The 23,072-nt window shown below is 43.1% G+C and carries 25 protein-coding genes; 17 read left to right on the forward strand and 8 right to left on the reverse strand.

Annotation, left to right across the window (positions count from 1 at the left end):
* Nucleotides 1-55 precede the first annotated feature (55 nt).
* The 5 genes from Q8W40_RS05715 (at nt 56) to Q8W40_RS05735 (ending at nt 2,764) form a co-directional block, all read left to right on the forward strand.
* Entirely contained in the window at nt 56-256 is a 201-nt protein-coding gene (locus tag Q8W40_RS05715; protein ID WP_305396258.1) for a hypothetical protein, read from the forward strand.
* Nucleotides 240-1,394 carry a replication initiation factor domain-containing protein gene (locus tag Q8W40_RS05720; RefSeq protein ID WP_305396259.1) on the forward strand — a complete coding sequence of 385 codons (1,155 nt, stop codon included), beginning with the start codon at nt 240-242 and terminating at the stop codon, nt 1,392-1,394. Before Q8W40_RS05715 ends, Q8W40_RS05720 begins: the two co-directional genes overlap by 17 nt.
* Nucleotides 1,395-1,416: 22 nt before the next feature.
* Complete coding sequence (locus Q8W40_RS05725) at nt 1,417-1,638, forward strand: hypothetical protein (RefSeq protein WP_305396260.1); 222 nt, start codon at nt 1,417-1,419, stop codon at nt 1,636-1,638.
* Complete coding sequence (locus tag Q8W40_RS05730) at nt 1,625-2,245, forward strand: DNA-binding protein (protein ID WP_305396261.1); 621 nt, start codon at nt 1,625-1,627, stop codon at nt 2,243-2,245. Before Q8W40_RS05725 ends, Q8W40_RS05730 begins: the two co-directional genes overlap by 14 nt.
* Nucleotides 2,246-2,518: 273 nt before the next feature.
* The gene (locus tag Q8W40_RS05735; protein WP_305396262.1) at nt 2,519-2,764 is read left to right on the forward strand and encodes a hypothetical protein; all 246 of its coding nucleotides are present in this window, start codon (nt 2,519-2,521) and stop codon (nt 2,762-2,764) included.
* Between the two features lie 191 nt (nt 2,765-2,955).
* On the opposite strand, the gene Q8W40_RS05740 is transcribed toward Q8W40_RS05735, so the two are convergent.
* The 4 genes from Q8W40_RS05740 to Q8W40_RS05755 all read right to left on the reverse strand — a co-directional run bounded on the left by Q8W40_RS05740 (nt 2,956) and on the right by Q8W40_RS05755 (nt 7,392).
* The gene (locus Q8W40_RS05740) at nt 2,956-3,591 is read right to left on the reverse strand and encodes a GIN domain-containing protein (protein ID WP_305396263.1); all 636 of its coding nucleotides are present in this window, start codon (nt 3,589-3,591) and stop codon (nt 2,956-2,958) included.
* 73 nt (nt 3,592-3,664) lie between these two features.
* Complete coding sequence (locus Q8W40_RS05745; protein WP_305396264.1) at nt 3,665-5,731, reverse strand: PAS domain-containing hybrid sensor histidine kinase/response regulator; 2,067 nt, start codon at nt 5,729-5,731, stop codon at nt 3,665-3,667.
* Entirely contained in the window at nt 5,731-6,930 is a 1,200-nt protein-coding gene (locus Q8W40_RS05750) for an FIST signal transduction protein (RefSeq protein ID WP_305396265.1), read from the reverse strand. The genes Q8W40_RS05745 and Q8W40_RS05750 overlap by 1 nt, the downstream gene beginning before the upstream one ends.
* A 102-nt stretch (nt 6,931-7,032) precedes the next feature.
* Nucleotides 7,033-7,392, reverse strand: coding sequence for a hypothetical protein (locus Q8W40_RS05755; protein ID WP_305396266.1), 360 nt, complete (start codon nt 7,390-7,392; stop codon nt 7,033-7,035).
* Nucleotides 7,393-7,652: 260 nt separating this feature from the next.
* On the opposite strand from Q8W40_RS05755, the gene ccoN reads away from it, so the two are divergent.
* The 11 genes from ccoN to ttcA all read left to right on the forward strand — a co-directional run bounded on the left by ccoN (nt 7,653) and on the right by ttcA (nt 17,755).
* Nucleotides 7,653-9,080 (forward strand): cytochrome-c oxidase, cbb3-type subunit I, encoded by a 1,428-nt coding sequence (gene ccoN, locus Q8W40_RS05760; protein ID WP_167404747.1) that lies wholly within the window; start codon nt 7,653-7,655, stop codon nt 9,078-9,080.
* Between the two features lie 12 nt (nt 9,081-9,092).
* On the forward strand, nt 9,093-9,713 hold the full coding sequence (gene ccoO / locus Q8W40_RS05765) for a cytochrome-c oxidase, cbb3-type subunit II (RefSeq protein WP_101113853.1): 621 nt from the start codon (nt 9,093-9,095) through the stop codon (nt 9,711-9,713).
* Between the two features lie 9 nt (nt 9,714-9,722).
* Nucleotides 9,723-9,896 (forward strand): cbb3-type cytochrome oxidase subunit 3, encoded by a 174-nt coding sequence (locus Q8W40_RS05770; protein ID WP_101113852.1) that lies wholly within the window; start codon nt 9,723-9,725, stop codon nt 9,894-9,896.
* Nucleotides 9,896-10,870 carry a cytochrome-c oxidase, cbb3-type subunit III gene (gene ccoP, locus Q8W40_RS05775; protein ID WP_101113851.1) on the forward strand — a complete coding sequence of 325 codons (975 nt, stop codon included), beginning with the start codon at nt 9,896-9,898 and terminating at the stop codon, nt 10,868-10,870. The genes Q8W40_RS05770 and ccoP overlap by 1 nt, the downstream gene beginning before the upstream one ends.
* A gap of 79 nt (nt 10,871-10,949) precedes the next feature.
* Nucleotides 10,950-11,429 (forward strand): FixH family protein, encoded by a 480-nt coding sequence (locus tag Q8W40_RS05780; protein WP_305396267.1) that lies wholly within the window; start codon nt 10,950-10,952, stop codon nt 11,427-11,429.
* A gap of 4 nt (nt 11,430-11,433) precedes the next feature.
* Nucleotides 11,434-13,806 (forward strand): heavy metal translocating P-type ATPase, encoded by a 2,373-nt coding sequence (locus Q8W40_RS05785; RefSeq protein WP_305396268.1) that lies wholly within the window; start codon nt 11,434-11,436, stop codon nt 13,804-13,806.
* The gene (gene ccoS, locus Q8W40_RS05790; RefSeq protein WP_370693361.1) at nt 13,799-13,987 is read left to right on the forward strand and encodes a cbb3-type cytochrome oxidase assembly protein CcoS; all 189 of its coding nucleotides are present in this window, start codon (nt 13,799-13,801) and stop codon (nt 13,985-13,987) included. The genes Q8W40_RS05785 and ccoS overlap by 8 nt, the downstream gene beginning before the upstream one ends.
* Nucleotides 13,988-13,994: 7 nt before the next feature.
* Nucleotides 13,995-14,663: a sulfite exporter TauE/SafE family protein gene (locus tag Q8W40_RS05795; RefSeq protein WP_305396269.1), complete on the forward strand. Its 669-nt coding sequence runs from the start codon at nt 13,995-13,997 to the stop codon at nt 14,661-14,663.
* A 99-nt stretch (nt 14,664-14,762) separates the two neighbouring features.
* On the forward strand, nt 14,763-15,509 hold the full coding sequence (locus Q8W40_RS05800) for an FNR family transcription factor (protein ID WP_101113907.1): 747 nt from the start codon (nt 14,763-14,765) through the stop codon (nt 15,507-15,509).
* Between the two features lie 156 nt (nt 15,510-15,665).
* Nucleotides 15,666-16,607 carry a universal stress protein UspE gene (gene uspE, locus Q8W40_RS05805; RefSeq protein WP_101113846.1) on the forward strand — a complete coding sequence of 314 codons (942 nt, stop codon included), beginning with the start codon at nt 15,666-15,668 and terminating at the stop codon, nt 16,605-16,607.
* A 218-nt stretch (nt 16,608-16,825) separates the two neighbouring features.
* Nucleotides 16,826-17,755 (forward strand): tRNA 2-thiocytidine(32) synthetase TtcA, encoded by a 930-nt coding sequence (gene ttcA / locus Q8W40_RS05810; RefSeq protein WP_305396270.1) that lies wholly within the window; start codon nt 16,826-16,828, stop codon nt 17,753-17,755.
* A 57-nt stretch (nt 17,756-17,812) separates the two neighbouring features.
* Here the strand turns inward: ttcA and Q8W40_RS05815 are convergent, their stop codons facing one another.
* Entirely contained in the window at nt 17,813-19,177 is a 1,365-nt protein-coding gene (locus Q8W40_RS05815; protein WP_305396271.1) for an alpha-glucosidase/alpha-galactosidase, read from the reverse strand.
* Nucleotides 19,178-19,359: 182 nt separating this feature from the next.
* Between Q8W40_RS05815 and Q8W40_RS05820 the strand changes: the two genes are divergently transcribed.
* Complete coding sequence (locus tag Q8W40_RS05820; protein WP_305396272.1) at nt 19,360-20,268, forward strand: helix-turn-helix domain-containing protein; 909 nt, start codon at nt 19,360-19,362, stop codon at nt 20,266-20,268.
* Nucleotides 20,269-20,310: 42 nt separating this feature from the next.
* Here Q8W40_RS05820 and Q8W40_RS05825 read toward each other — a convergent pair whose 3' ends face one another.
* Genes Q8W40_RS05825 through Q8W40_RS05835 form a run of 3 tightly spaced genes read right to left on the reverse strand, consistent with a single transcriptional unit; the run spans nt 20,311 to nt 22,572 of the window.
* Nucleotides 20,311-20,961 (reverse strand): DUF2987 domain-containing protein, encoded by a 651-nt coding sequence (locus Q8W40_RS05825; RefSeq protein ID WP_305396273.1) that lies wholly within the window; start codon nt 20,959-20,961, stop codon nt 20,311-20,313.
* Nucleotides 20,961-21,776 (reverse strand): glucosaminidase domain-containing protein, encoded by an 816-nt coding sequence (locus Q8W40_RS05830; protein WP_305396274.1) that lies wholly within the window; start codon nt 21,774-21,776, stop codon nt 20,961-20,963. The genes Q8W40_RS05825 and Q8W40_RS05830 overlap by 1 nt, the downstream gene beginning before the upstream one ends.
* Nucleotides 21,769-22,572 (reverse strand): hypothetical protein, encoded by an 804-nt coding sequence (locus tag Q8W40_RS05835; protein WP_305396275.1) that lies wholly within the window; start codon nt 22,570-22,572, stop codon nt 21,769-21,771. The genes Q8W40_RS05830 and Q8W40_RS05835 overlap by 8 nt, the downstream gene beginning before the upstream one ends.
* Nucleotides 22,573-23,072: the final 500 nt, after the last annotated feature.

The following is a 23,072-nucleotide window of genomic DNA, read 5'->3' on the forward strand; positions in this document are numbered from 1 at the left end:
TCTTGTGTTGTATTTTTCTATCAAAATAACATTGTATGCAAGTATATCTAAATCGATGACTAAGGTTTTTTACGACATGATGCCCGACCATTCCGTTTCCGTCCTGCTGGACGGGGAGTGGGATTTGTTTAAATCGTATATCAACCTAACGCAATACTGTGATTCTCATTACCATGAATATCAGTTGGTCGACATTACCAACACGACGTATCAACAACGCATAGACTTGGGGGTGTTCGATGACTACAGCCTCTAAGCTTCTTGAAAAGTACTCGCCTAAATCAAACGATGGCATTCACATCGATTACCTGTGCTTTACCTTTAAATTAAAGGATCTCCGTCACTGCTTTTATGCGATTGGCGACAGGTCGCCCGAGAACAAGTTCACGCCTTCACGTAAATCTTTACTTAAGCGCACTTGGACGTCACCTCAGTTTCCATCGCCTCCGCAACTCAATCCCATTACGGCTAATTCTCCCAATGACATTGATTCTGTTAATGATTTCTATCGTCGGGTGAATCACGATTATTATGAGCAATGCCTTCGTATTTTCGTTAATCAGGTTCTTGGGCTTTCGCTTTCCGCTCCTAGGGGATTGGGCTTTCAATTCTATGAAGACTCTATGAACCTTCTGTCTCCAGATGGGGCGGATTACTGTGGCAAGCTGGGTATCGGCGGAAATCAAGAAACCGTGCACCTCCAGATTAACGCGACAGGGTGTAAGCACATGTTCAACCGTTCACCTGCTTTTGTAATTCACGATTGGCTGTCTAATGTGCTGGGTGTAAAGGCGTTGTCACGTATCGACCTTGCTTATGATGATTTTGACGGGGTCTTTGACTGTGACTATGCCATGAAAGCGGTTTATGACGATGCATTCAGAACTGCGGTTCGTGGTCGCTCTCCGAGTGTGGAGCCTGATAATAAATTCTCGATTGATTTTAGTACGGGTGAGAAACGCTATAGCAAGGAGCAGCTTTTAATTGGCTCTCGGACATCTCGTGTGTACTGGCGAATCTACAACAAAGCACTTGAACAGAACTTATCAGAGACGGGGCTTATATGGTATCGCTCTGAGGTTGAGCTTAAGAAGTGGGACATTGACGCATTGCTTAATCCTGCTGGCGCGTTCGCTGCCATCAATGACTTCTCGGCATCCATTGCCACTTCTGAGGCGTTTGACACCAAGCCTAAAGCCAGCAAGCGAGCGGCTTTGGATTTGCTTTCTAAAGCGTATTGGCTCAAGCGCCAATACGGTCCAACACTGAACTCTTTAATTAAATTTCACGGCGGTCGACTAGACCAGGTCATGGGGCTACTCCATCGAGGGGGCAACCGATTTGATTTGCCTGACGTTTACGGGCGGCTGGTCAGTGAAATACTCAAAACGTAACTTGGCTTAGAAGGATATCACCATGTCAGCTGTTCAATATTACACACCGGATACCGCGTCTACTCACCACTTGAGTACGTCTCGCTTGATGCAATTAACCCGTCCAACGGGGAAAACGCGTTTTGTTAAACGAGGGGATGAGGTTCACTTATTGGTGTTCTTGGATGATGGTCAGGAACTGCCTTTTCTTCGTGTGTCTGTTGATTCTTTGATGAAAGCGGCGGCTCACTATGAAGCCTCATAACACATTTCTTATTCCTACTTTTACTCATGAGGAGCGCGTCAGGAACGGGCGTCGGGGCGCTATCATTGCTGGGTATCACCCTTACTCTAAGGATGAATTGGCTTTCGTGTGTGCGTCTTATGGTCAGCTTAGCTTTCCAGCGATAGCTAAGAGGTTAGGGCGGTCAACAACGTCAGTGAAGACTAAAATCACTAAGCTGGTTAAGTCTGGCGTGTTGAGCCATCAACCATCACGTTACAGCAATCCTTACTCTGAGGTGGAAGAGCGTTTTATTATCGATAACCAGAATCGGCTATCACTTCTGCAAGTCGCTTCTCGTTTGGGGCGCTCTCGTGAATCTGTTAAAGAAAAAGCCCGTAAGCTTGGGGTTAGCTACATGAAGATTGGGGAGGATTCACCCGTTTGCAATTTGACGTCCAGTGACGTCGAAATGATGCGAGAACTTAATGACCTTGGTTTAACGTATCGAGAGATAGCACGCAAGTTTGAAGCGGACGAAAGCCATGTTCGTAAGTTGTGCTTGTTCCAAACCCGTCTTTATCAGGATAAGTCGGATTACTTAGATGCCATACGCCGCCAGTCCAGCGCCATCGATGCTCGAAACTAATAATCAAAACTCGCTTTTGATTTATCGTAATTCGCAATTGATTCCACCCCGACAGGGATAAGGGCACGACGAGCACTCAACATGGTCGTCGTGGTCTGTTGCCCGATACCCGCGAAGCGGTGCTGACTCCAGTTAACCCTGAAAACCTTCCTTCCTGCTAAGCCTGCCTTCCAGAGACTCAACGCACCCAAAGGCGGGTCATCCCACTGGAACACGATAAACGTTCTTTGCTATCATAATTAAACCAGGACAAACCGGTATTAAGGGGAAATGATGGCAATTACAATCCGAGACACAACAGAGCATGAACAAATGCTTTCGGACTTAAAAAAGCAAACTGATACATCAACAATGAGTAAAGCGCTAATCAAAGGTGGTTATGATGCTTTGGAGTATCGAGATTTGTATTTGAAGGAGCGCTATAAGAATGAACAGCTTAGACGTAAGCTGAATCTCAATGAAAAGGCTGTTTCTGTTTATCTTGATGCTTTGGACGATCTTAAACGAATCGGCTCTTAGTGCGCATTATGTATATTATGTTAAATAAGATATTAAGCTACGTAAGAACTATGCTTTTCCTTTGTCCTATCCCACCAAAATTTGAGCTATTTAACCATAATCCTATTTACCATAAAATAGCTAATAATCATTACTTTAATCAAAGATTAAGACATGATTATTAGCGTTACGATAAACTCGTATTTCGCGACTTAGTTAATTTTCGAAATGGATCCTGTTCCATTAAAAGATACATCTAGTTGCTTTGGTGTGCCTATGTACTCAATTTGCCCAGAACCATTTACGTCTGCACTTAATTCTTCAGATGAGTTAATTTTCACTGACCCAGAACCATTAAGCCCTATCTTTCCTTTTTGTGATTCTAAAGTCGACGAATCCACATTAGCTTCGCCATCTGCCGTGACATTAAAATATTCTACTTTTCCAGAAATGACTGATTTGGTTGAGCCATAACTTGCAAGGCTGAACTCTTTCGTTGCTAGTTCACTTATCCTCGCTTGTTGAGAACCGTTTAGAATGACTGTTTTAATGGATCCATTGGTTAAGTCAAAGTTAAAGCCTTTTCTGATCGAAGCATTTCTTTTTGTATCGATCTCTAACGTGCCTTTTGAGCATTTGTATTTGAGATACCCCAGTTCTTTGTCTGTACCTTGGACACTGCCTGACGGTTGTCCCTGCGCGATCAGTTTAAGTGTCGAAGGTGCATTAACGACAAGCTTTGTGTAATTACAATTAGGGATTTCAGCACGAACAAGATCTGTATTTGCGAATACTTGATGGCTACTTGTTAAGGCTAACGCCATGTAACTGATATGAAACGCTTTCATTGGTACCTCCTAGGAGTATTCTGCCGGACAAATACAAGCATATAGTATCTGGAGTTAAATCCACCTAATGACTTTACGAGTATGCTTTTAAAATTTCTTGTATGTCTTTAGCTCGGATGGGTTTTGCAACAAATTTGTCCATGCCAGCGGCTAGACATTTGTCTTTGTCTGTCGTCATTGCGTGAGCAGTGAGTGCAATGATTGGTAGCGTTACGCCCTTTGCTCGCAATATTTTGGTTGCCGCTAGACCGTCCATTTCTGGCATTGAGATGTCCATGAATATAACGTCGAGCTCTTCTTGATTTGCTTCAACAAACTCTATGGCTTTTACACCGTTCGGTACGATGTGCACTTTATGCCCTAGATTCGATAACATCAATTTTATGACCATTTGGTTTGCTGGGCTGTCTTCGGCGACCATCACTTCCAAATTTTTTTGTGGTACTTTGCTATGACTGTGTTTGTTATCGATATTTTTATCAGTTTTTATACTACCGATCGGCAGTGTGACAGTAAACGTACTCCCCTTATTGGGTGTACTCGAAACTTTTATGTCGCCACCCAAAAGCAAAGCTAATTGTTTTGAAATGGCCAAGCCAAGGCCTGTGCCGCCAAATTTGCGAGTGATGGAACTGTCGGCTTGAACGAATGGTTTGAACAGCTTTTCAATGGCTGTATCGTCCATACCTATACCGGTGTCCGAGACTTTAATGACCAACGCTTGGCTATCTTTAGTGGTTACTTCCACATTTATTTCACCGGAATCGGTGAACTTCACGGCATTCCCAACTAGGTTAAACATGATTTGGGATAGCCTGGTTGCATCTGTGTGAATTTCTTCCGGCAAGTCATCACCTAAGATTATTTTTAGCGAGAGAGATTTTTGATTCGCAAGCTCTTGGTAATGTTGAAGATTTCTAGTGACAATGTCACGTATTTTGACGTTCTTAGTATCTAAGTCGAAACTCCCCGACTCTATTTTAGATAGATCCAATACGTCGCTGATAATGGCGAGAAGCAACTCTGCTGATGATTCCATCATCTTTAAAACAACGGCATTATCTTTATCGGAACATTTGGAAAGCTGGACATCGATAAGACCTAAAATGGCATTTAGAGGCGTTCTTATTTCATGGCTCATCATTGCTAGAAACTGAGATTTAGCGATGTTAGCTTTTTCGGATTCCATGCGAGCGCGTTTTAACTCTAAATATCTCTGCTTGCTTTGCGATATGTCTTTTATCGTGCCTCTGTAACCAAAAAACTCGCCTTCAAGATCGAATAAAGGTGCGCCACTAATACTTAGCCAAACGCCTTTTCCAAGGTCGTAACACCATTCAAGGTCTCGAATCGGTGATCGTGTGTCCATTGCCGAGATTAAATGATTGAGTGCGGCATTGCCTTGAACGAGCTCGTGGATCTTCTTGTTATGGAAGTCTGTTTTGATGGCGTCGATTTTTGAGACATAAGTAAGCTGGTAATTGACGTCTGTTTCCCATAAGCAATCCCCTACACTACTAGCAAAATCTCGAAAGCGTTCTCGGTTCTGTTTTAGTTCATTGGTACGTGTTGCAACAAGGGTTTGTAGCTTCTCCTTGTAATCAATGTCTATGACGGCTCGTTCTATTAGCGGTAACAAGCGTGCGAGAATCGCTTTACAGTTTATACAAAACTGCCCTTTTTGTTTGCCAATGAATAAAATGACCGACTGGCTAGCCTCAGACTCTACTCCTGTGAGCAAAACCGATTGAATTTGATCTTTTAGTATCGAATTGAATTGACCAAATTGCCGGAGTGATTCCGGTTGGTAGACAATGATGCTCTCACCAAAGATCGCGCGGCTAAATTTGTCGTCGTTAGACCAAACCTTATCTTTAAAGACCTTGTTGGTACTTAACAAGGTTTGGAAGTTGGACTCACCCAAGTTTCTAGAGAGTACGATGGCGTCTTCAAATTTGATGTACTTTCTAAGTACGCTTAATAGCCCATTGAAGATTTGATGCTTATTACTTGCACCTGTCATTGAAGAGAGTGATGCGAGGATAGCTCTATTCTCATCAAGCAACTTTTGTTCTTTTTCTTTGCTTTTTTGAAGTTCAAAAAGAGCTTCCTGCAGTTGCTCTTTATCAAATGCGTTCATCAGAATCTCTTGTTTTCATGGAATACAACCGAAGAAATCATTAAATTTCCGTGAGCATTAATGTCGTTTTCGAATCGACCTTGTTCGCCATAAGTAAATGGGCATATAAATGGTTGTTTATTCAAAGCTAAGTGCACTTGCTCGCAAACGGTGTCCATTGCGCTTTCTATGTGCAACATAGATCCAGCACAGAGTATGTTAATTGCGCCAAGTGGCTCACCCATGTCAATACACGAGTCGCCAGTAAGCTGAATGACACGCCCAGGCCTGTTAATTAAGCGTTCTTTAGAGCCTGTCATTAAGTGAATACGCTCACCTTTTGCTATTTCTGTAAATAGTTCGATACCTTCGCCATTTGCAGACCGTTTAACAGGGTGCGAGAGTTTGTAGATAGGTTGGTAGTCTACGCTTCCTACAATTCTACCTAATGGGTAGAGGTTTGTTGTAGCAAATAGGCTTGTTTCATCAACAATATGGCTGCCAAGTGTAGAGCACCAACTTTGATAAATATCCAATGCTGGTTGGTCGTCAATTTCAAGAATAGACCGGTGTTCTACTTTGGTCACCTCGCCGCTAATGCCTGTTGTGGAGTACCCGGTATGAAAACCAGTCTCACATGGTGAAGAGGGATAAAGGACTGAAATGGATACGCCTTGATGAGAGGTGCCTTGGGATGTGAATATTTGCCAATTCCCTTTAAGTGTATTGTCTGCAGCACTTCCTCCAATCAAAGGAACCAGAGTACCAAACTCTTGATAGATAGCATCTATAACCGATTCTTCAAAGCCTGGTGTCGCGTGCAGAATAATTAAGCTAGGCAGCTCACCTACTCTGCCACTGCTCCCAATGGCCTTTCTAAGTGTGGCTTGCGTACTACTTACCGCGTTCTCAACGGTAGTCTCGGTAATAGCCGTACCGTAAGCTGAGATAGAAGCGCTGTCTTCAATCAACATTAGCCCCACAACCGGACCTCGATGGAACCCTTCTTCAGTAAGAATCCCTTTACAAGATGTGCAACCTTGAATAGGTGTGTTTGGGAATCGTGCCGATAACGCGACTCGTAATGTTTCGGCTGAGTACTCTTCAGTGAAATAACAAAGTGCCAGAGATGTATTGAACTCTGGCGGGATTTGTGAGTTCAAATCTTGAATCGCTTCTGATACGTCTTCTTGGTGGGAAAAAGCGGTAATCAACTTCATTTTTTGGAGTATGAAACAAGTGACTAGTTTTAAGTTGTTTTATACATTAATAAATCACTCACCGCATCTATTTATTACCATTTGCTCAATAAAGTGTGCCCCCTATTTTTCTTTGTGAATGACCTTCACATAATCTCCATTCTGTTTATTTGTAATTAAGATGTGATCGTATTTATCGTGTTCGTTAAATGACCAGTTTTTTGTATTTATATCCGGATTAATAATAGTGTTATTAATTGAGACGCGAAACTGTTCAGAGTCGCCTACAATATAGTTGTTGTGTTCGGTGAAGTGTATTTCGAACGCCTGATTGTTTAATGAAAAGTGACAGGTCTTAATCATACATTTAACAATGTTACCTTGATCTTGATCAAGTGTGCGCCAGGTAAATGCTGCTATTAAAATCAATAACATGACGACAATTTGGGCGATTCGGGCTGGCGTTAATTTTTGCGCAGGCATTGAAAGTTTCCTCTATGTAACAAACTTCAAATTTTTAACAATTAGTTGAATGACCGGAGTGTAAGTGAGGTTAATTTCCTGTCATTGAATTGTTAGTTCCAGTATAGTGGCACATTGAAAATGCCGCTTTTTATTAAAATCGTTAAAAGGAATTAACAGTATGAAAAAACGACAATTCCTCGACCGATTTGGTGGCATTACGACATATGTCGTGTTGGAAGTAAAAGTGTAGTTAATTAAAAAAATTTGGAAGCATGCAAATGAGCCAAGAAAAGCAGCTAGAACAAAACTACAACTATACAGTCGTGCGTCAGTTTACCTTAGTTACCATACTTTGGGGAATTGTCGGAATGGCTGTTGGTGTTTTGATTGCCGCTCAATTAGTCTGGCCACAGCTAAACTTTGATACGCCGTGGTTGACGTACAGTCGCTTACGTCCCCTGCATACTAATGCGGTTATTTTTGCGTTTGGTACCAGTGCACTGTTTGCAACGTCTTATTACGTTGTGCAGCGTACGTGTCAAACTCGTTTATTTGGTGGTCCTCTTGTCGCCTTCACCTTTTGGGGATGGCAGGCAATTATTTTAGCCGCTGCAATTACCTTACCTTTGGGTTACACCTCAGGTAAAGAATACGCAGAGCTAGAATGGCCTATCGACATCGCAATTGCCCTAGTTTGGGTAGCTTATGCGGTGGTCTTCTTCGGTACGCTTATAAAGCGAAAGACCTCTCACATTTATGTGGCGAACTGGTTCTTCGGTGCCTTTATCATTACCGTTGCGGTTCTTCACATTGTAAATAGTATGGTTATCCCAGTTTCCATGGGTAAATCGTATTCTATTTACTCCGGTGCCGTCGATGCCATGGTTCAATGGTGGTACGGTCACAATGCGGTAGGGTTCCTTCTTACTGCTGGCTTCTTGGGAATGATGTATTATTTTGTTCCTAAACAAGCTGAGAGACCAGTTTATTCATACCGTTTATCTATCGTTCACTTCTGGGCGTTAGTTTCCCTTTATATCTGGGCTGGTCCTCACCACTTGCATTACACTGCCCTACCTGACTGGACTCAGTCTTTAGGTATGGTGATGTCTTTGGTTTTGTTTGCTCCGTCTTGGGGTGGCATGATCAACGGTATCATGACGCTTTCTGGTGCATGGCATAAACTCCGTCATGACCCTATTCTTCGATTCTTGATTGTTTCATTGTCTTTCTACGGCATGTCAACGTTCGAAGGACCGATGATGTCAATCAAAACGGTCAATGCATTGTCTCACTACACCGATTGGACAATCGGTCACGTACACTCCGGTGCATTAGGTTGGGTTGCAATGGTATCTATTGGTTCCGTTTATCACCTAATCCCTAAGCTGTTCGGTCAAGAGCGTATGTACTCTGTTAGCTTGATCAACACGCATTTCTGGTTGGCAACAATTGGTACGGTTCTCTATATCGTAGCGATGTGGATTTCTGGTGTTATGCAAGGTCTGATGTGGCGTGCAGTTAACTCCGACGGTACGCTGACTTACAGTTTCGTTGAATCTGTAGAGCAGTCTTATCCGTTCTACTTTGTTCGTTTCCTTGGTGGTTTCATCTTCTTGGCTGGTATGTTCCTAATGGCATACAACGCTTATAAGACAATCACTGCCCCTAAAGACAGCTTAAAAGCTGTTGCTCAACCGGCATAAGGAGATTGACTAATGAGTTCGAATTCAAATAACCGTCATGAAATTGTAGAGAAGAACGTAGGTCTTCTTGCCATTTTGATCGTATTTGCAATCAGCCTTGGGGCTTTGGTAGAAATTACACCACTGATTTTCCAAGATCAGACGACTAAGCCAGTTCAAAACTTGCGTCCATATACAGCGTTGGAAATGGAAGGTCGTGATATCTACATCCGCGAAGGTTGTAACGTATGTCATAGCCAGATGATTCGTCCATTCCGCGCAGAAACCGAGCGTTACGGTCACTATTCCGTAGCGGGTGAAAGTGTTTGGGAGCACCCATTCCTTTGGGGTTCAAAACGTACGGGACCAGATTTGGCTCGTGTCGGTGGTCGTTACTCCGATGAGTGGCATCGCGTTCACTTAATTGATCCGCGAGAGCTCGTCCCTGAGTCCAACATGCCTGGCTTCCCTTGGTTGGAAGAAAATGTTTTAGACGGCAAGCTGACTCAGAAGAAACTGACCATTTTCCGCGATCAATTTGGCGTTCCTTACACGGATGATCAGATCGCAAATGCAAAACAAGAAGTAGAAGGTAAAACAGAGATGGATGCCATCATTGCTTACCTTCAATCTCTTGGTCACGCAATGAAGTAAGGGGGATATATGGATATCGGTACTATTCATAGTATATGGACCATAGTGTTGTTCGTTAGCTTTCTTGGTGTCGTGTGGTGGGCTTACGGTAAAAGCCGTAAAGCACGCTTCGACGAAGCCGCTAATCTAGTATTCGCTGACGAGCAAGAGCCCTCTGAAGAGAAAGAAGGAGTGACCAAATAATGAGTACTTTTTGGAGTCTCTGGGTAATTATCATTACCGTAGGTACCTTGCTAGGCTGTGCAGCCCTTCTTTACTGGTGTGTTAAAGATAAGATGGGTGTAGAAGAAGGTGTGGACATGGGGCACGAATACGATGGTATTCGTGAACTGAATAACCCTCTTCCAAAATGGTGGACATATTTGTTTATTAGCACCTTTGTGTTTGCTGCGATTTACTTGGCGCTATTTCCAGGTTTGGGTAGCTTCAAAGGACTATTGGGGTGGCAAAGCTCCGATCAAACGGTGACCACTGTTCAGCAGTCTCGTGAGCGAATTGCTAAAGCGCAAGAAGAAAAGCGCTTGGATCAATATGCCAAAGAACTGGACGATGCAGACGCTTATTTTGGTGAAGCATTCCGTAAGCTTGCATACAATGAAGCGGGTGAACTCAGCGACATTACTGAAATCGCTAAAAATGAAGAAGCGATTAAAGTTGGTCAGCGTTTGTTTTTGCAAAACTGTTCGCAATGTCATGGTTCTGATGCCCGTGGTCTAAAAGGTTTTCCTAACCTTACGGATAACGCTTGGTTGTATGGCGGTGAGCCTGTAGCCATCGTAAATACGGTTATGAATGGTCGTATTGGTGCTATGCCTGCATGGGGCGAATCTTTTGGCGAGCAAGGCGTACGTGAAGTGGTAACTTATACGTTGAGTCTTTCTGGTCGTAAAGTTAACGCACGTGAAGCGGCGGCAGGTAAAGCTCGCTTTGCTGCATGTGCGGCCTGCCATGGTACAGACGGTAAAGGAAACCCTGCGTTTGGTGCGCCAGACCTAACAGACCAAGTTTGGCTGTTTGGTGAAACGCGTGCTGACATCACAGAGACGGTTATGTACGGTCGTCAAGGTGTGATGCCTGCATGGAAAGACATTCTAGGTGAAGATAAGGTTCAACTTGTTTCCGCTTACGTTTGGAGCTTGAGTAACTCAGGCAAATAGTACAATTCTATACAGCCCCTACCCAAGGGGCTGTCTTTTCTATAAGTTAATTCTAAATTCCGTTATTGAGAACTTTTCTATGGTACAGCCTTGGTATAAACAATTTTGGCCGTGGTTTCTGATCGCGCTTCCAGCTACCGTCGTTGTGGCAAGTTTTGTCACGCTTGGTATTTTTTCCAAAAACTCCGTTTCGCTGGTTGCCGAGGATTACTATAAAAAAGGCAAAGGCATCAACATTGATATCTCAAAGCAGAACGCTGCTCGGGATCTCAGCTTATCGGCTAATGTCTCTACCAGTTCCAATCGTATTGTTATCGGTTTTGATAAAGGTGAGCTTGAGCACTTCCCTGCTTTGGTGGTGACATTTTCGCACCGAACGCTCGCAGACCGAGACTTTTCTCAAACATTATCGGCTAATGCCTTAGGCCAGTATGCAATCAATTTAGACAACGAGATTGAAGGCCCTTGGTTTGTTGAAGTAGAACCACACAATAAAGAGTGGCTAATTCAAGGCAAAGTGACTTTCCCATCACAATCACCGACGCAATTGGGTAATTAAATTAATGACAAAAGAGTGTTATCACTGCGGTGAAGATGTACCAGCCAACACTGATTTTAAAGTCGAAATTTTAGGGCAAGAACGTGAAATGTGCTGCCCAGGTTGCGAATCTGTTGCTCAAACCATTGTTGAAAGCGGGCTCGTTTCTTACTACCAATATAGAACGGCACCAGCCGAAAAAGCCGATCTGGTTCCAGAGCAGCTTAGAAACCTCATCCACTATGACAACGAAGAAGTTCAATCTGAATTTGTTCGTCAGTCAGAACATCAATCAGAGGTGACATTGTCACTCGAGGGCGTGTCTTGCGCCGCTTGTGCATGGCTCATTGAAAAACAGCTAGTTAATCAATCCGGTGTACTCTCTATTCGAGTGAACACCACCACGAACCGTGCCATTTTAGCGTGGGATAAGACTCAAGCTAAGCTGAGTGATTTGTTGGCAACTGTACACCAATTAGGGTACAAAGCAGCGCCATTTGAAGCGGACCAACAAGAAGCGTCTTATCACCGTGCGATGAAACAGTATCTTTACCGGCTTGGCATTGCTGGCTTAGCCACCATGCAGGTAATGATGCTGGCCGTGGCACTGTATTTGGAAGTGTTCGGTGATTTAGACGCAGAATTCAAACAGTACTTCCGTGTAGTGAGCTTGATATTTGCTACTCCCGTTCTGCTTTATTCTGCACTTCCGTTTTACTTAAATGCGTGGCGCAGCTTAAAAGGGCGAACGCTGGGTATGGATGTTCCAGTCTCTATCGCCCTTATCTTTGCCTATGTGGCAAGTTTGGTAGCGACGGTGACAGAGCAAGGTGAAGTCTTTTTTGAATCAATCACTATGTTTACCTTCTTCTTGCTACTCGGGCGTTTTTTGGAAATGCGAGCAAGAAGAAAAGCAGCCGCGGCCAGTGCAAATTTACTGAAACTTATTCCCTCAATGGCAACGAAGTTGGATGGCACCCAAGTCCCAGTTAAAACGTTAACGATCGGCGATCAAGTGAGAGTGTTGCCCGGAGAGCACGTTCCCGCAGATGGCATTATCTTAAAAGGTCGCGTACATATTGACGAATCCATGTTAACCGGTGAATCCATTCCAGTAGTGAAGAAGCAAGGCGACACGGTGTTCGCAGGTACGTTAAACGGCGAAGAGTCGTTTGAATTGGAAGTGAACACCAGTAAAGCAAACTCGATGATCTCCAACATAGTCAGGCTGCAAGATGAAGCTCAAATGTCTAAGCCTAAGATTGCGCAAGTTGCGGATGTCGTCGCTCGATACTTTGTTGCCGTCATTCTGATTGTCGCGGCTTGTACATGGGCTTATTGGCATCAAACAAAACCAGAGGACGCTTTCTGGATCATGCTGGCAGTACTTGTTGCAACTTGCCCTTGTGCGCTTTCACTTGCCACCCCTACTGCGATCACATGTGCAACCTCTCGTATGGGAAATTTAGGGATTCTTCTTCGTAAGGGTCATGTGTTTGAAACTCTGTGTAAAGTCAATCATTTGGTTGTTGATAAAACAGGCACCCTAACAGAAGGTAATATTCAGATAGATCGCACCGAAGTCGTTAGTAACCATTTCTCTGAAGAGGAATGTCTAGCGATTTCGGCTTCACTAGAGAATCATGCAAACCACCCTATTGCTAAGGCATTTAAAGCGTTTGCAGATACAGCAATCGAAGTGGATCAAGTCGAAAATAAAATTGGCTTCGGCATTGTTGGTTTATACAAGGGGCAACCTTGCAAAATCGGAAGTGCGAATTTTGTATTGGGACAAGAAACCGAGTCGAAACAACCGTGTGTGTATCTATCTGTCAATGATTCTCACGTGGCTACTTTCTACTATCACGATCCTATCCGTGAGCAAAGCCAAGCGTTGATTTCAAAATTAGCAGAGGCGGGAATTAAAACGACCCTCCTTACGGGCGATTCTTTGAATAATGCACAACCTGTTGCTAACGCAATGGGGATAGAATCGGTCGTCGCCAGCGCCAGCCCACAAGAGAAATTGGAGTTCTTGTCAACACTTAAGGATCATGAAGTTTCTCTGATGATAGGTGATGGTATTAACGACGCCCCAACCCTTGCTGGTGCTCACCTTTCAGTGGCAATGGGAGGCGGTGCCGATGTGGCTAAGTCTTCTGCTGATATGGTGTTACTGGGGGATAAACTCGATAAATTGATTGAAGCACGTCTACTTGCCCTCAAAACACGCAAAATTATTAGGGAAAACCTTGCGTGGTCGCTAGGATATAACTTATTGATATTGCCTTTAGCAGTAGCTGGACTAGTGGCACCTTATATCGCAGTTGTCGGAATGTCTGCCAGTTCAATCATCGTTGTTACCAACTCACTCAGGTTGCTTAAAGAAAATGGCTAGTCTTTATATTCTTATCCCCATCGCAATACTGCTTGTATGCCTAGCTGTTGCGGTTTTCTTATGGGCAGTAAAAAGCGAACAGTTTGAAGATTTGGAACGTCAAGGGCACAACATTTTGTTCGACGAAGATGAAATGCATGAAAAAGCCAAGCCGAAGCCACACAACACCGACCCAGAGTAATTCTTAAATGGCAGATTGGTTAGGGGCATTGTTGATAGGAATTCTTGGTGCGGGGCACTGCATGGGAATGTGTGGGGGCATTGCTTCTGCCGTTGCTGTAGGAAACCCCAACGCCTCTCGAACACTGCTCATCACGCTGTTTTATAACTTAGGTCGCCTATCATCTTATGCCTTTACCGGAGCAATTATTGGCGGTGCCATTTCATCTATCGCTCAGTTTTCTGACTTCAATCTGGCACTGACCTATCTACGGTTAGTTTCCGCCGCATTCATGATTTTACTCGCCTTGTATATCGCAAAGTGGTGGCAAGGCTTGTTGGTAATAGAGAAGCTGGGCCAAGGTGTATGGAAATTTGTTTCGCCTGTGGGGAAAAAGCTTCTTCCGCTACGTTCGCCACTTCACGCATTTCCATTCGGTTTTGTATGGGGATGGTTGCCTTGTGGATTGGTTTACTCAACCTTAACGTGGGCGGCGGTTTCCGGTAGTGCTTTAGATGGTGCACTTATTATGTTTGCATTTGGCTTAGGTACCCTACCTGCCATGTTATTGGTTGGTTTAAGTGCCGTTAAGTTTCAAAAGTGGCAAAGAAACGAAATTTTTCGCCAGTGCGGGGCTCTTCTCTTATTAGCGTATGGGAGCTACACCGCCTATGATGCAATCTCATTACTTTCATAATTTGTCACATCTCTATGTTTCTATGCCTTTTTTTTCACTACCCTTTAGTATTAGGAAGTGGTAAAATATTGATGTATATCAAAATAGCGTTTGGGTGTTATGATTTCAAATAAGCCAGCAACAAATAGAGTTCAGTCCGGTGGATGTGCCATTCACTGTCAAGATTGTAGTATTAGCCAACTCTGTATTCCTTTCACTCTCAATGAATCTGAGCTCGATCAACTAGATGAAATCATTGAAAGAAAGAAGCCGATTCAGAAAGGTCAAGAGATATTCAAAGCAGGTGATGAACTAAAATCACTGTATGCAATACGCTCTGGAACCATCAAAAGCTACACCATTACTGAACAAGGCGATGAGCAGATCACTGCATTCCACCTTGCGGGTGATTTGGTTGGTTTCGATGCCATTAATGATAATTCTCACCCCAGCTTTGCTCAGGCACTTGAAACATCGATGGTGTGTGAAATTCCATACGAAATTTTAGACGATTTATCTGGCAAAATGCCTAAGCTTCGCCAGCAAATTATGCGTTTGATGAGTAATGAAATCAAAGGCGACCAGGAGATGATCCTACTTCTTTCTAAGAAGAATGCTGAAGAAAGGCTTGCCGCATTTTTATACAACCTTTCTACTCGCTTTTCTCAGCGTGGATTCAGTCCTCGAGAGTTTCGCTTAACCATGACACGTGGTGATATCGGCAACTACTTGGGCTTAACCGTTGAAACCATCAGCCGTTTGTTAGGTCGCTTCCAAAAAGCCGATATGCTTAGCGTGAAAGGCAAGTATATTACGATTTTAGATCATGATGCGATGCAAGAACTTGCTGGCGTATCAAGCGATTAATTCTATAGTTGGATCATAGTTTCATCTAAGTGGCTCAGTTCTGAGCCACTTCATATTTCTCTCGTATATTTTCCAGTTTCCCTAAATATTTTTACTCATTTAAGCTACAGTTATCTTAAGATTAGCCTCTAACCTTTTGGTTTCTAAGGAGCTGTTATGAGTATTTACAATAAGATTCTCGTTGTTGCAGATGTCAATAATGACCAGCAACCAGCGCTAGCCAGAGCAATTCAGCTGAGCGAAAGCAGTCGTTCAGAAAGCCATATTACATTTTTCCTTTCTATTTATGATTTCTCTTATGAAATGACATCGATGCTTTCGATGGACGAGAGAGATGCAATGAGACGCGGCGTTATTCAGCAGCGAGAAGCGTGGATGGAAGAAGTTGCCCAGCCCTATCTTAATGATTCAGTGAAATTTGATATTAAAGTGGTTTGGCACAATCGCCCATATGAAGCCATCATAGGTGAAGTGTTTGCAGGCGCGCATGAAATAGTAGTGAAAGCGACACGTAAGCATGACGTGCTTGAATCTGTCATATTCACACCGACAGATTGGCACATTCTGCGTAAGTGCCCTTGCCCTGTCCTTCTTGTAAAAAATCACGACTGGCCAGTGAATGGCAACGTGATGGCTTCAATACATGTTGCTTCAGAAAACCCTACCCACCAAGATTTAAACGATACGATGGTAGAGCAGCTACAAGACATTAGTAGCCGTTTAAACGCCAAATTTGCATTGGTCAATGCCTACCCTGTTACGCCAGCCAATATCACCATAGAGTTACCGGAATTTGATCCTACAACTTATAGCGACGCAGTGCGTGGACATCATTTGACGGCAATGAAAGCGTTACGTCAAAAGCATGGTATTGATGAAAGTGATACTCGAGTTGAGCAAGGTTTACCGGAAGAAGTCATCCCTAAAATAGTGGACGAGCTTGATGCAGGTCTTGTGATCTTAGGAACAACGGGCAGAACAGGTTTATCAGCCGTATTTATTGGTAATACTGCTGAACACGTCATCGATAAAATTAACTGCGATGTTCTGGCTTTAAAGCCTAATGGCTATATTAGTCCACTTGATCCAAATCAGTGAGTTTCACCTAGAAACCTGAATTTCCTCAGAAGCTTCAAGGTAGTTTGAACATGCAAATAGGCAAGCGTTGGCTTGCCTATTTTGTTTGTATGAAGATGAACTTGCGAAAGTTGCTTAACGGCTACTGCGAATAGCAGTTAAAATACTGGTATCTATCTTGGATATCCGTATTATACGCACTTCAAATTATTGTCGAGATAACAACAGAAAAACTGGATATGACTGAGCAAAGTAACGAGCGCACAAAAGCTCAACAATACAACTTCAATAAGTTGCAAAAACGCATTCGTCGCAACACCGGAAATGCCATTAGAGACTTCAATATGATTGAAGAAGGCGACCGCATTATGGTGTGCTTGTCAGGTGGTAAAGACAGTTTTACGATGCTCGACATTTTAATGAGTTTGCAAAAAAGCGCACCAGTTAACTTTGAACTGGTGGCTGTTAACCTCGATCAGAAACAACCGGGTTTTCCCGACCATATTTTACCTGACTACTTAGAGGGTTTAGGTGTTGAGTACAAGGTTGTTGAAGAAGATACTTACTCAATCGTTAAAGACAAAGTACCTGAGGGAAAAACTACTTGCTCGCTTTGTTCTCGCCTTCGCCGTGGTATTTTGTATCGCACAGCCAAAGAGCTCGGAGCGACAAAGATAGCTTTAGGTCACCATAGAGACGACATTCTTGAAACCATGTTCTTAAACATGTTCTACGGTGGAAAGATAAAAGGTATGCCACCTAAACTGGTGTCTGACAATGGCGAACACGTCGTAATTCGTCCTCTGGCGTACTGCCGCGAGAAAGACATCATCAAGTACTCTGAGATGCGTGAATACCCAATTATTCCATGTAACTTATGTGGATCTCAGCCAAACCTTCAACGTCAAAACGTTAAACACATGCTGAATACGTGGGATAAGCAATTCCCTGGTCGTATTGAAACCATGTTTACTGCAATGCAGAATGTTGTCCCTAGCCATCTCGCTGATTTCGAACTCTTTGATTTTAAAACAATCAATCGCGACTCAGGTGTGATCAACGGAGGCGATATTGGCTTTGATAAAGAAGACATGCCTGCGGTTCAAAGCTCAGATGAAGATGCGGTAGAGTTTGACCCGAAATTACAGCTAGATGTAACAAATATATAATTTGAAGAACAGCTAAATTACAGGGGCTCGTATAGAGCCCCTTTTTTATGTTTATTATTATTTTCTTGCCCATTCAGGTAACCAATCGCCGTGGGCGATTCTAAGTTCGTCTACTAATTGCCATATTTGGTCTAGATCCAATTCTGCTGCCGTGTGCGGATCCATCATTGCTGCATGGTATATGTGCTCTGGGTTTTCCGTCATCAACGCTTCAACAACAAGTACCTGAACGTTCACACTACTTTGAATTATTGCGTTTAGCTGAGGGGGCAAACTGCCTATTTTTGTTGGCTGAATTCCCATGGCATCGACCAAGCAAGGGACTTCCACAGCACAACCTTGAGGCAGTGAATCAATGAGACCTTTGTTGGGCACATTCCCATAGATGACTTCAGGAACGTTTGTCCATACTGCATTGATGATTGCAGAGGCATATTCGTTACTTTTATCTAGATCGATGGTTTCTTCCGATAACAACTTTTTGGATTGCTCTTGCCATTGCTCTATTTGTTCTACGCATCGCTTCGGGTATTCATCTAGTGGGATTTGAAATTTATGAATAAGATCATCCCTACCCGATTTAATAAACCAAGGTGTGTACTCTGCAAAATGCTCAGAACTTTCGGTTACATAATACCCAGTACGCTTAAGCATCTCGTATCGAACCAGATTTTTGCAGCGAGGCATTTCTTGGCTTTCGGGTCTTGGGTAAACACCTGACTCATAGCCTTCAAGCAGTTTCGGATATAAGTCAGCGTATTCACCATTCTCTAAACGTTCTTCAAAATTCAAGAAAAATGCGATGTGATTAATACCCGCGCAACGGAATCGAATTTTATCAATAGGTATTTGCAGGTCAGAAGCTAAGCTCTCAGAGGTATGCTGAACTGAATGACAAAGCCCTACTTGTTTGATTTGGGGAAATTTTTCCGCAATTGCCCAAGTATTGATTGCCATTGGGTTTACATATTGAAGAAGTGTCGCTTCAGGGCACACTTCAAGCATATCTTCGCATACCGACCATAAGTGAGGTACGGTGCGCAACCCACGCATGATGCCACCAACGCCAAGTGTATCTGCTATTGTTTGCTCTAAACCAAATTTTTTTGGTATCTCAAAGTCGGTCACTGTGCAGGGTTCATAACCACCGATTTGAAAAGCGACAATCACAAAATCAGCGTCTTTTAACGCGTCTTTCTGACCTAGATGAGTTGAGAGAGTCGCATCACACTTCAGTGTAGAAATCATTTTTTTGGCGACCGCTTTTGATTCATCTAGACGGTTCTGATCGATATCCATTAATGCAACATGAGCGCCTTGCAAGCGTTCACGTTGTAAAATATCACCGACAATGTTTTTCATAAACACCGTAGATCCGGCACCAATAAAGGCGATTTTTGGGTAATCTTTCACTTTTGTCATCCCTGTTCATGCTGGTATACGTTGATTATTGGTTAACAAACTTACAGATACTTCCTAAAATACAAACAAAACTTCCGGAAAGTGAACTTATTCTTGCTGACACCTTCTCTTAGTGACAAAGTGAATGAGTGCCCAAGTTTTAAAACGTGATTTTTAATTCCCAACATAATAGGTTTTATACAATGAAGCAGTCGATCCCCTCTCATGAATATTCCAGTACCTATCGGGTGGAAGATCCTGATTACCCGAAAGATTGCGGGATTGTGGTGGAAGATATAAAACCCAGAGCCTTTGAAGCGTCTTATTACCATCACCATGCCTCTATTGAAATGAATTATCTACATGATGGGGCGATGACATATTCCTTTTCAGGAAAAGAGGTCAAATTAAAAAGTGGGTGTTTTACTCTGTTTTGGGGAGCAAACCCCCATCGAGTTGTATCCGTTGATGGCGCAACTCGAATAACAAACGTGTACATATCGCTGTCGCAATTATTGCAATGGTCTTTGCCTCCGGAGTTTATAGACGCAGTGTTAAGCGGTGCTGTGGTGTGTACACAAGAATCCAACCTGCTCGATCATCAGATAGTGGAGCGCTGGGCAGAGGAACAAAATCGAAATGCAAATTGGCGTAGGCTACACGGGCTGGAAGTCGAGTCTCGCTTACTGCGCCTTGCTAATGAAGGGTGGAATACGATGTTACATCGTAACAAAGTCGACAGTGAAACCATTGTTGGAGGCAAAGCTATTCTTCATTTCGAATCTATGTTGCGTTTTATCAGTGAGCATTTTTCATCACCCATAGGTTTGCAAGACGTCGCACAAGATATCGGGGTGTCTAAGGGTTACGCAATGACCTTGTTTCGAAAACTACTGGGTAAAACCATTAAAGAGCACCTTACCGATCTCAGAATGTATCACGCTAAAATGTTGTTAGCGGAATCAGATACAAAAATTGTAGCAATCGCATTAGACAGCGGGTTTGGGTCACTTTCTGCGTTTTATGATGCCTTTCAAAAACAGGAAGGAATCTCGCCGGCAGCATTTAGGAAGCAAAGCCTTGTAGGACAGAGATTCCACTCCAACTCGTAAGCTGGAGTGAATCACTGGGTATTGAATCTAGAGGTATTGAATCTAGTCTGCTTTAGGAAGGTAAGGTAGGACTCTTGTGGTTTGTGCTGGCAAAGTAAAGCTCTCGCCTTTCTTGAGGTTGTTCAGCGCAAAGTATGCTCTGCCATTAACGATCTCGACTGACTTTCCATTCGGAAGCGCAATTTCACTATTAAGACTATCGGCAAATTCCAGCGTAACGCCTTCCACATCTGGAGTGAACCAACTAGCAAACATCCCGCCCAAGTCTTCTAGCATCACCTGCATTTGAGGCAGTAGCTTTTCAATATCTTCGTATTTTACTGATCCACTTAGCTGCTCTTTTGCCATCACAACCAAAGAGAAATCACATCTTTTGTTTTTTTCAGTACGCACAAAAACCAAAGGGTTCGCCGATTTCAAATTCTGATCAATGGGCACTTTTAGCTCGTAGCCTGAGGTATCAAACTCTTCGTAATGTTCTCCTTTTTCCATCCATGCTTTTTCGAGTAGGCAAAGCTTTTTAGAATCTGCGTCTACAAAGAACAGACCGACTTTTACATCGTCGTGCCCTTCACTCGCGTTGCTCTTCATTTGAGAGTACAACTTCGAATAGGTAAACATGTATTCTTGAGCTTGAAGTGGCAGTGCCAAGCCTAGCGAAACAGCAAAAGCAATTAGAGGGGTAATTTTCATTATTGAATTCCGAACTCAGTCCAATATTTATTGTTGTGGCGGATCATAGCTTGTAATTCATCAACATACGCTTGACCACGCTCAGAATAGTGACTTAATCCTTGTGTCAATGCGAGCGCCGTCTTCTCACTCTGTAGGTCTTGTCCAGATTGTTCAAGTTGTGAACGAATGGTGCGAAGTTTTGCATATGCTCGGTTGCGATTTACATTCATAAAGTACGCTGAAACTGAATCTTGTGCTGAACCAAATTTTGCGACTTCATGGGTCGCTCCTTCATTTCTTCTTAGTGGTACAAGACCGCAGCCCTTTCTGTAGCACCATTGACCAAAAAAATTGTTCGCTTTGGTTGCGAAGCGAGACGTTCCCCAAGCGGATTCGTTCGCTGCTTGTGTCAACACAAGGCTAGGAGGAAGGACATTGACGCGCAACAACATCGTGTTGAGCCAATCTTCGGTAATGCCTTCTGAAGGCACAGCGTACTGATAGGCTTTCGCTAATTTTTCCGCGCTTTGCCGGTGTTTTTCTGCGTTGCGAGAATTATTGCCTTTGGATTTCATCGAAAGTAAAAACTGGCGTTCTTGTAATACGCGGTGGTTCTCTATCGCAATCGCAGGGTTTAGAAAACCAAAGAATGACAATTTCTTTTCATTCACGTTTGTTATCGCGGCGAAATCAGGTTTCTTACCCATGCTTGGCAAAGGTTTAGAAACCACCTCTTCAGCAGGCTCGGTTTGGGGTTCTTTTTCCAAAAATGGAAACAAAAACGCTGCGGCGAAAAACGCAGCAGCGACAAGTTTTAAAGGGGTTTTAAGCATCAAATGTACCGGAGTTATTCGAACCTTGTTGAGGTTTAGTTGGAATGTCTGAAGCAACAATTTTAAGTTGGATGCCAAACATGTTGCGATACAGAATGCCTTTCACATGGAAGAAGAAAGGCACCACAAAAATCAATCCGATCCCGTAAAGCATGGTTGCGATAAAGAACATCAAGCCAACCACAAAGTAAATACCAAAGATTGGGAATATTTTTTTATTTACCGCTCTAAAAGACAACAGCAAAGATTGCATAGGAGGAATACGTTTCTCACAGATAAGCAAAATAGAATGGCTAAATGCTATGGTGAGATAGATTGATAGAAATGGAAGCAGCTGCCCCGCGATTCCTTGTAACAAGATACTGAACGCCGTCGCGAGAATGACCGGGATTGTGTACTGAAGCCCTTTCGCCATGTGACGAGACTTAGTGCGCAAACCTGCCGAGTGGCTCATGGCCATCAAGCTAATGCCAGCATATAGCGGCGCGCTAATTAACTCGTAGCTAAAATTGGCATAAAAGATGGACTGAAATATTTGTGGGTCAGCCTCTTGCGGGTTTTGCACCAAAGTGAGCAACACGGTTGGGTCGCCAAGTTGCATTTTTAAGGCAATAAAGAAGATTAAGGCTTGTATCGCAATCAAAGCCACGATCGCGGGGGAAAATGAAAAGAAGTTTTTCATCGTATACTTCCAAGCTTCTTGAATCACTTCGCCTGGTTTCAGTTCGTATTGTCCGGAAAGAGCCTGTTCTATGCTCCCCCCTAAGTTGAAATCTTTTACTATTTCATTATTCATATGTACTTCCGGGTCAAAAGTGTGACCAAATAACGTTCTCAGTATTCATACCACCCACTCTATGGTGAGCGTTGAAAAATACGGCGATTATACGTGGGAGTTGCTCCGTCTTAAAAGCAAGATTGCAACATCTGTTTAATTTTAGAATCAATTGCCTAATAATTGCACTTTCTTATTCATTCTTTTATTCAGATTCCATCAAATCATGAAAATTCCGGCTATAACCTCAGTGAATCCATGTGTGGCGGTAAGCCATTAACGGGTCGATCGCGCAGCGTTCACGTTTTAGGTAAAGCGTAGGTTTTGGCTATGAAACTCCAGTTTTTATGCGTTCGGAAATCTGTGTGAAAAGAGTACAAATCGTTGTGTGATAAATGGCTAATTTTAATGCCGAAAAAATTTTAGTTTTTTGTAAGAAAATGCTTTGAGAACCTCACATAGAGGCATATTATGCGCTCCCTACTCCACCAACGTTCTGGTCGTGCCAGTACTGGCTTTTA

Origin of the sequence: Vibrio penaeicida (genome assembly GCF_030689305.1) — a bacterium.
Classification (GTDB): Bacteria; Pseudomonadota; Gammaproteobacteria; order Enterobacterales; family Vibrionaceae; genus Vibrio; species Vibrio penaeicida_B.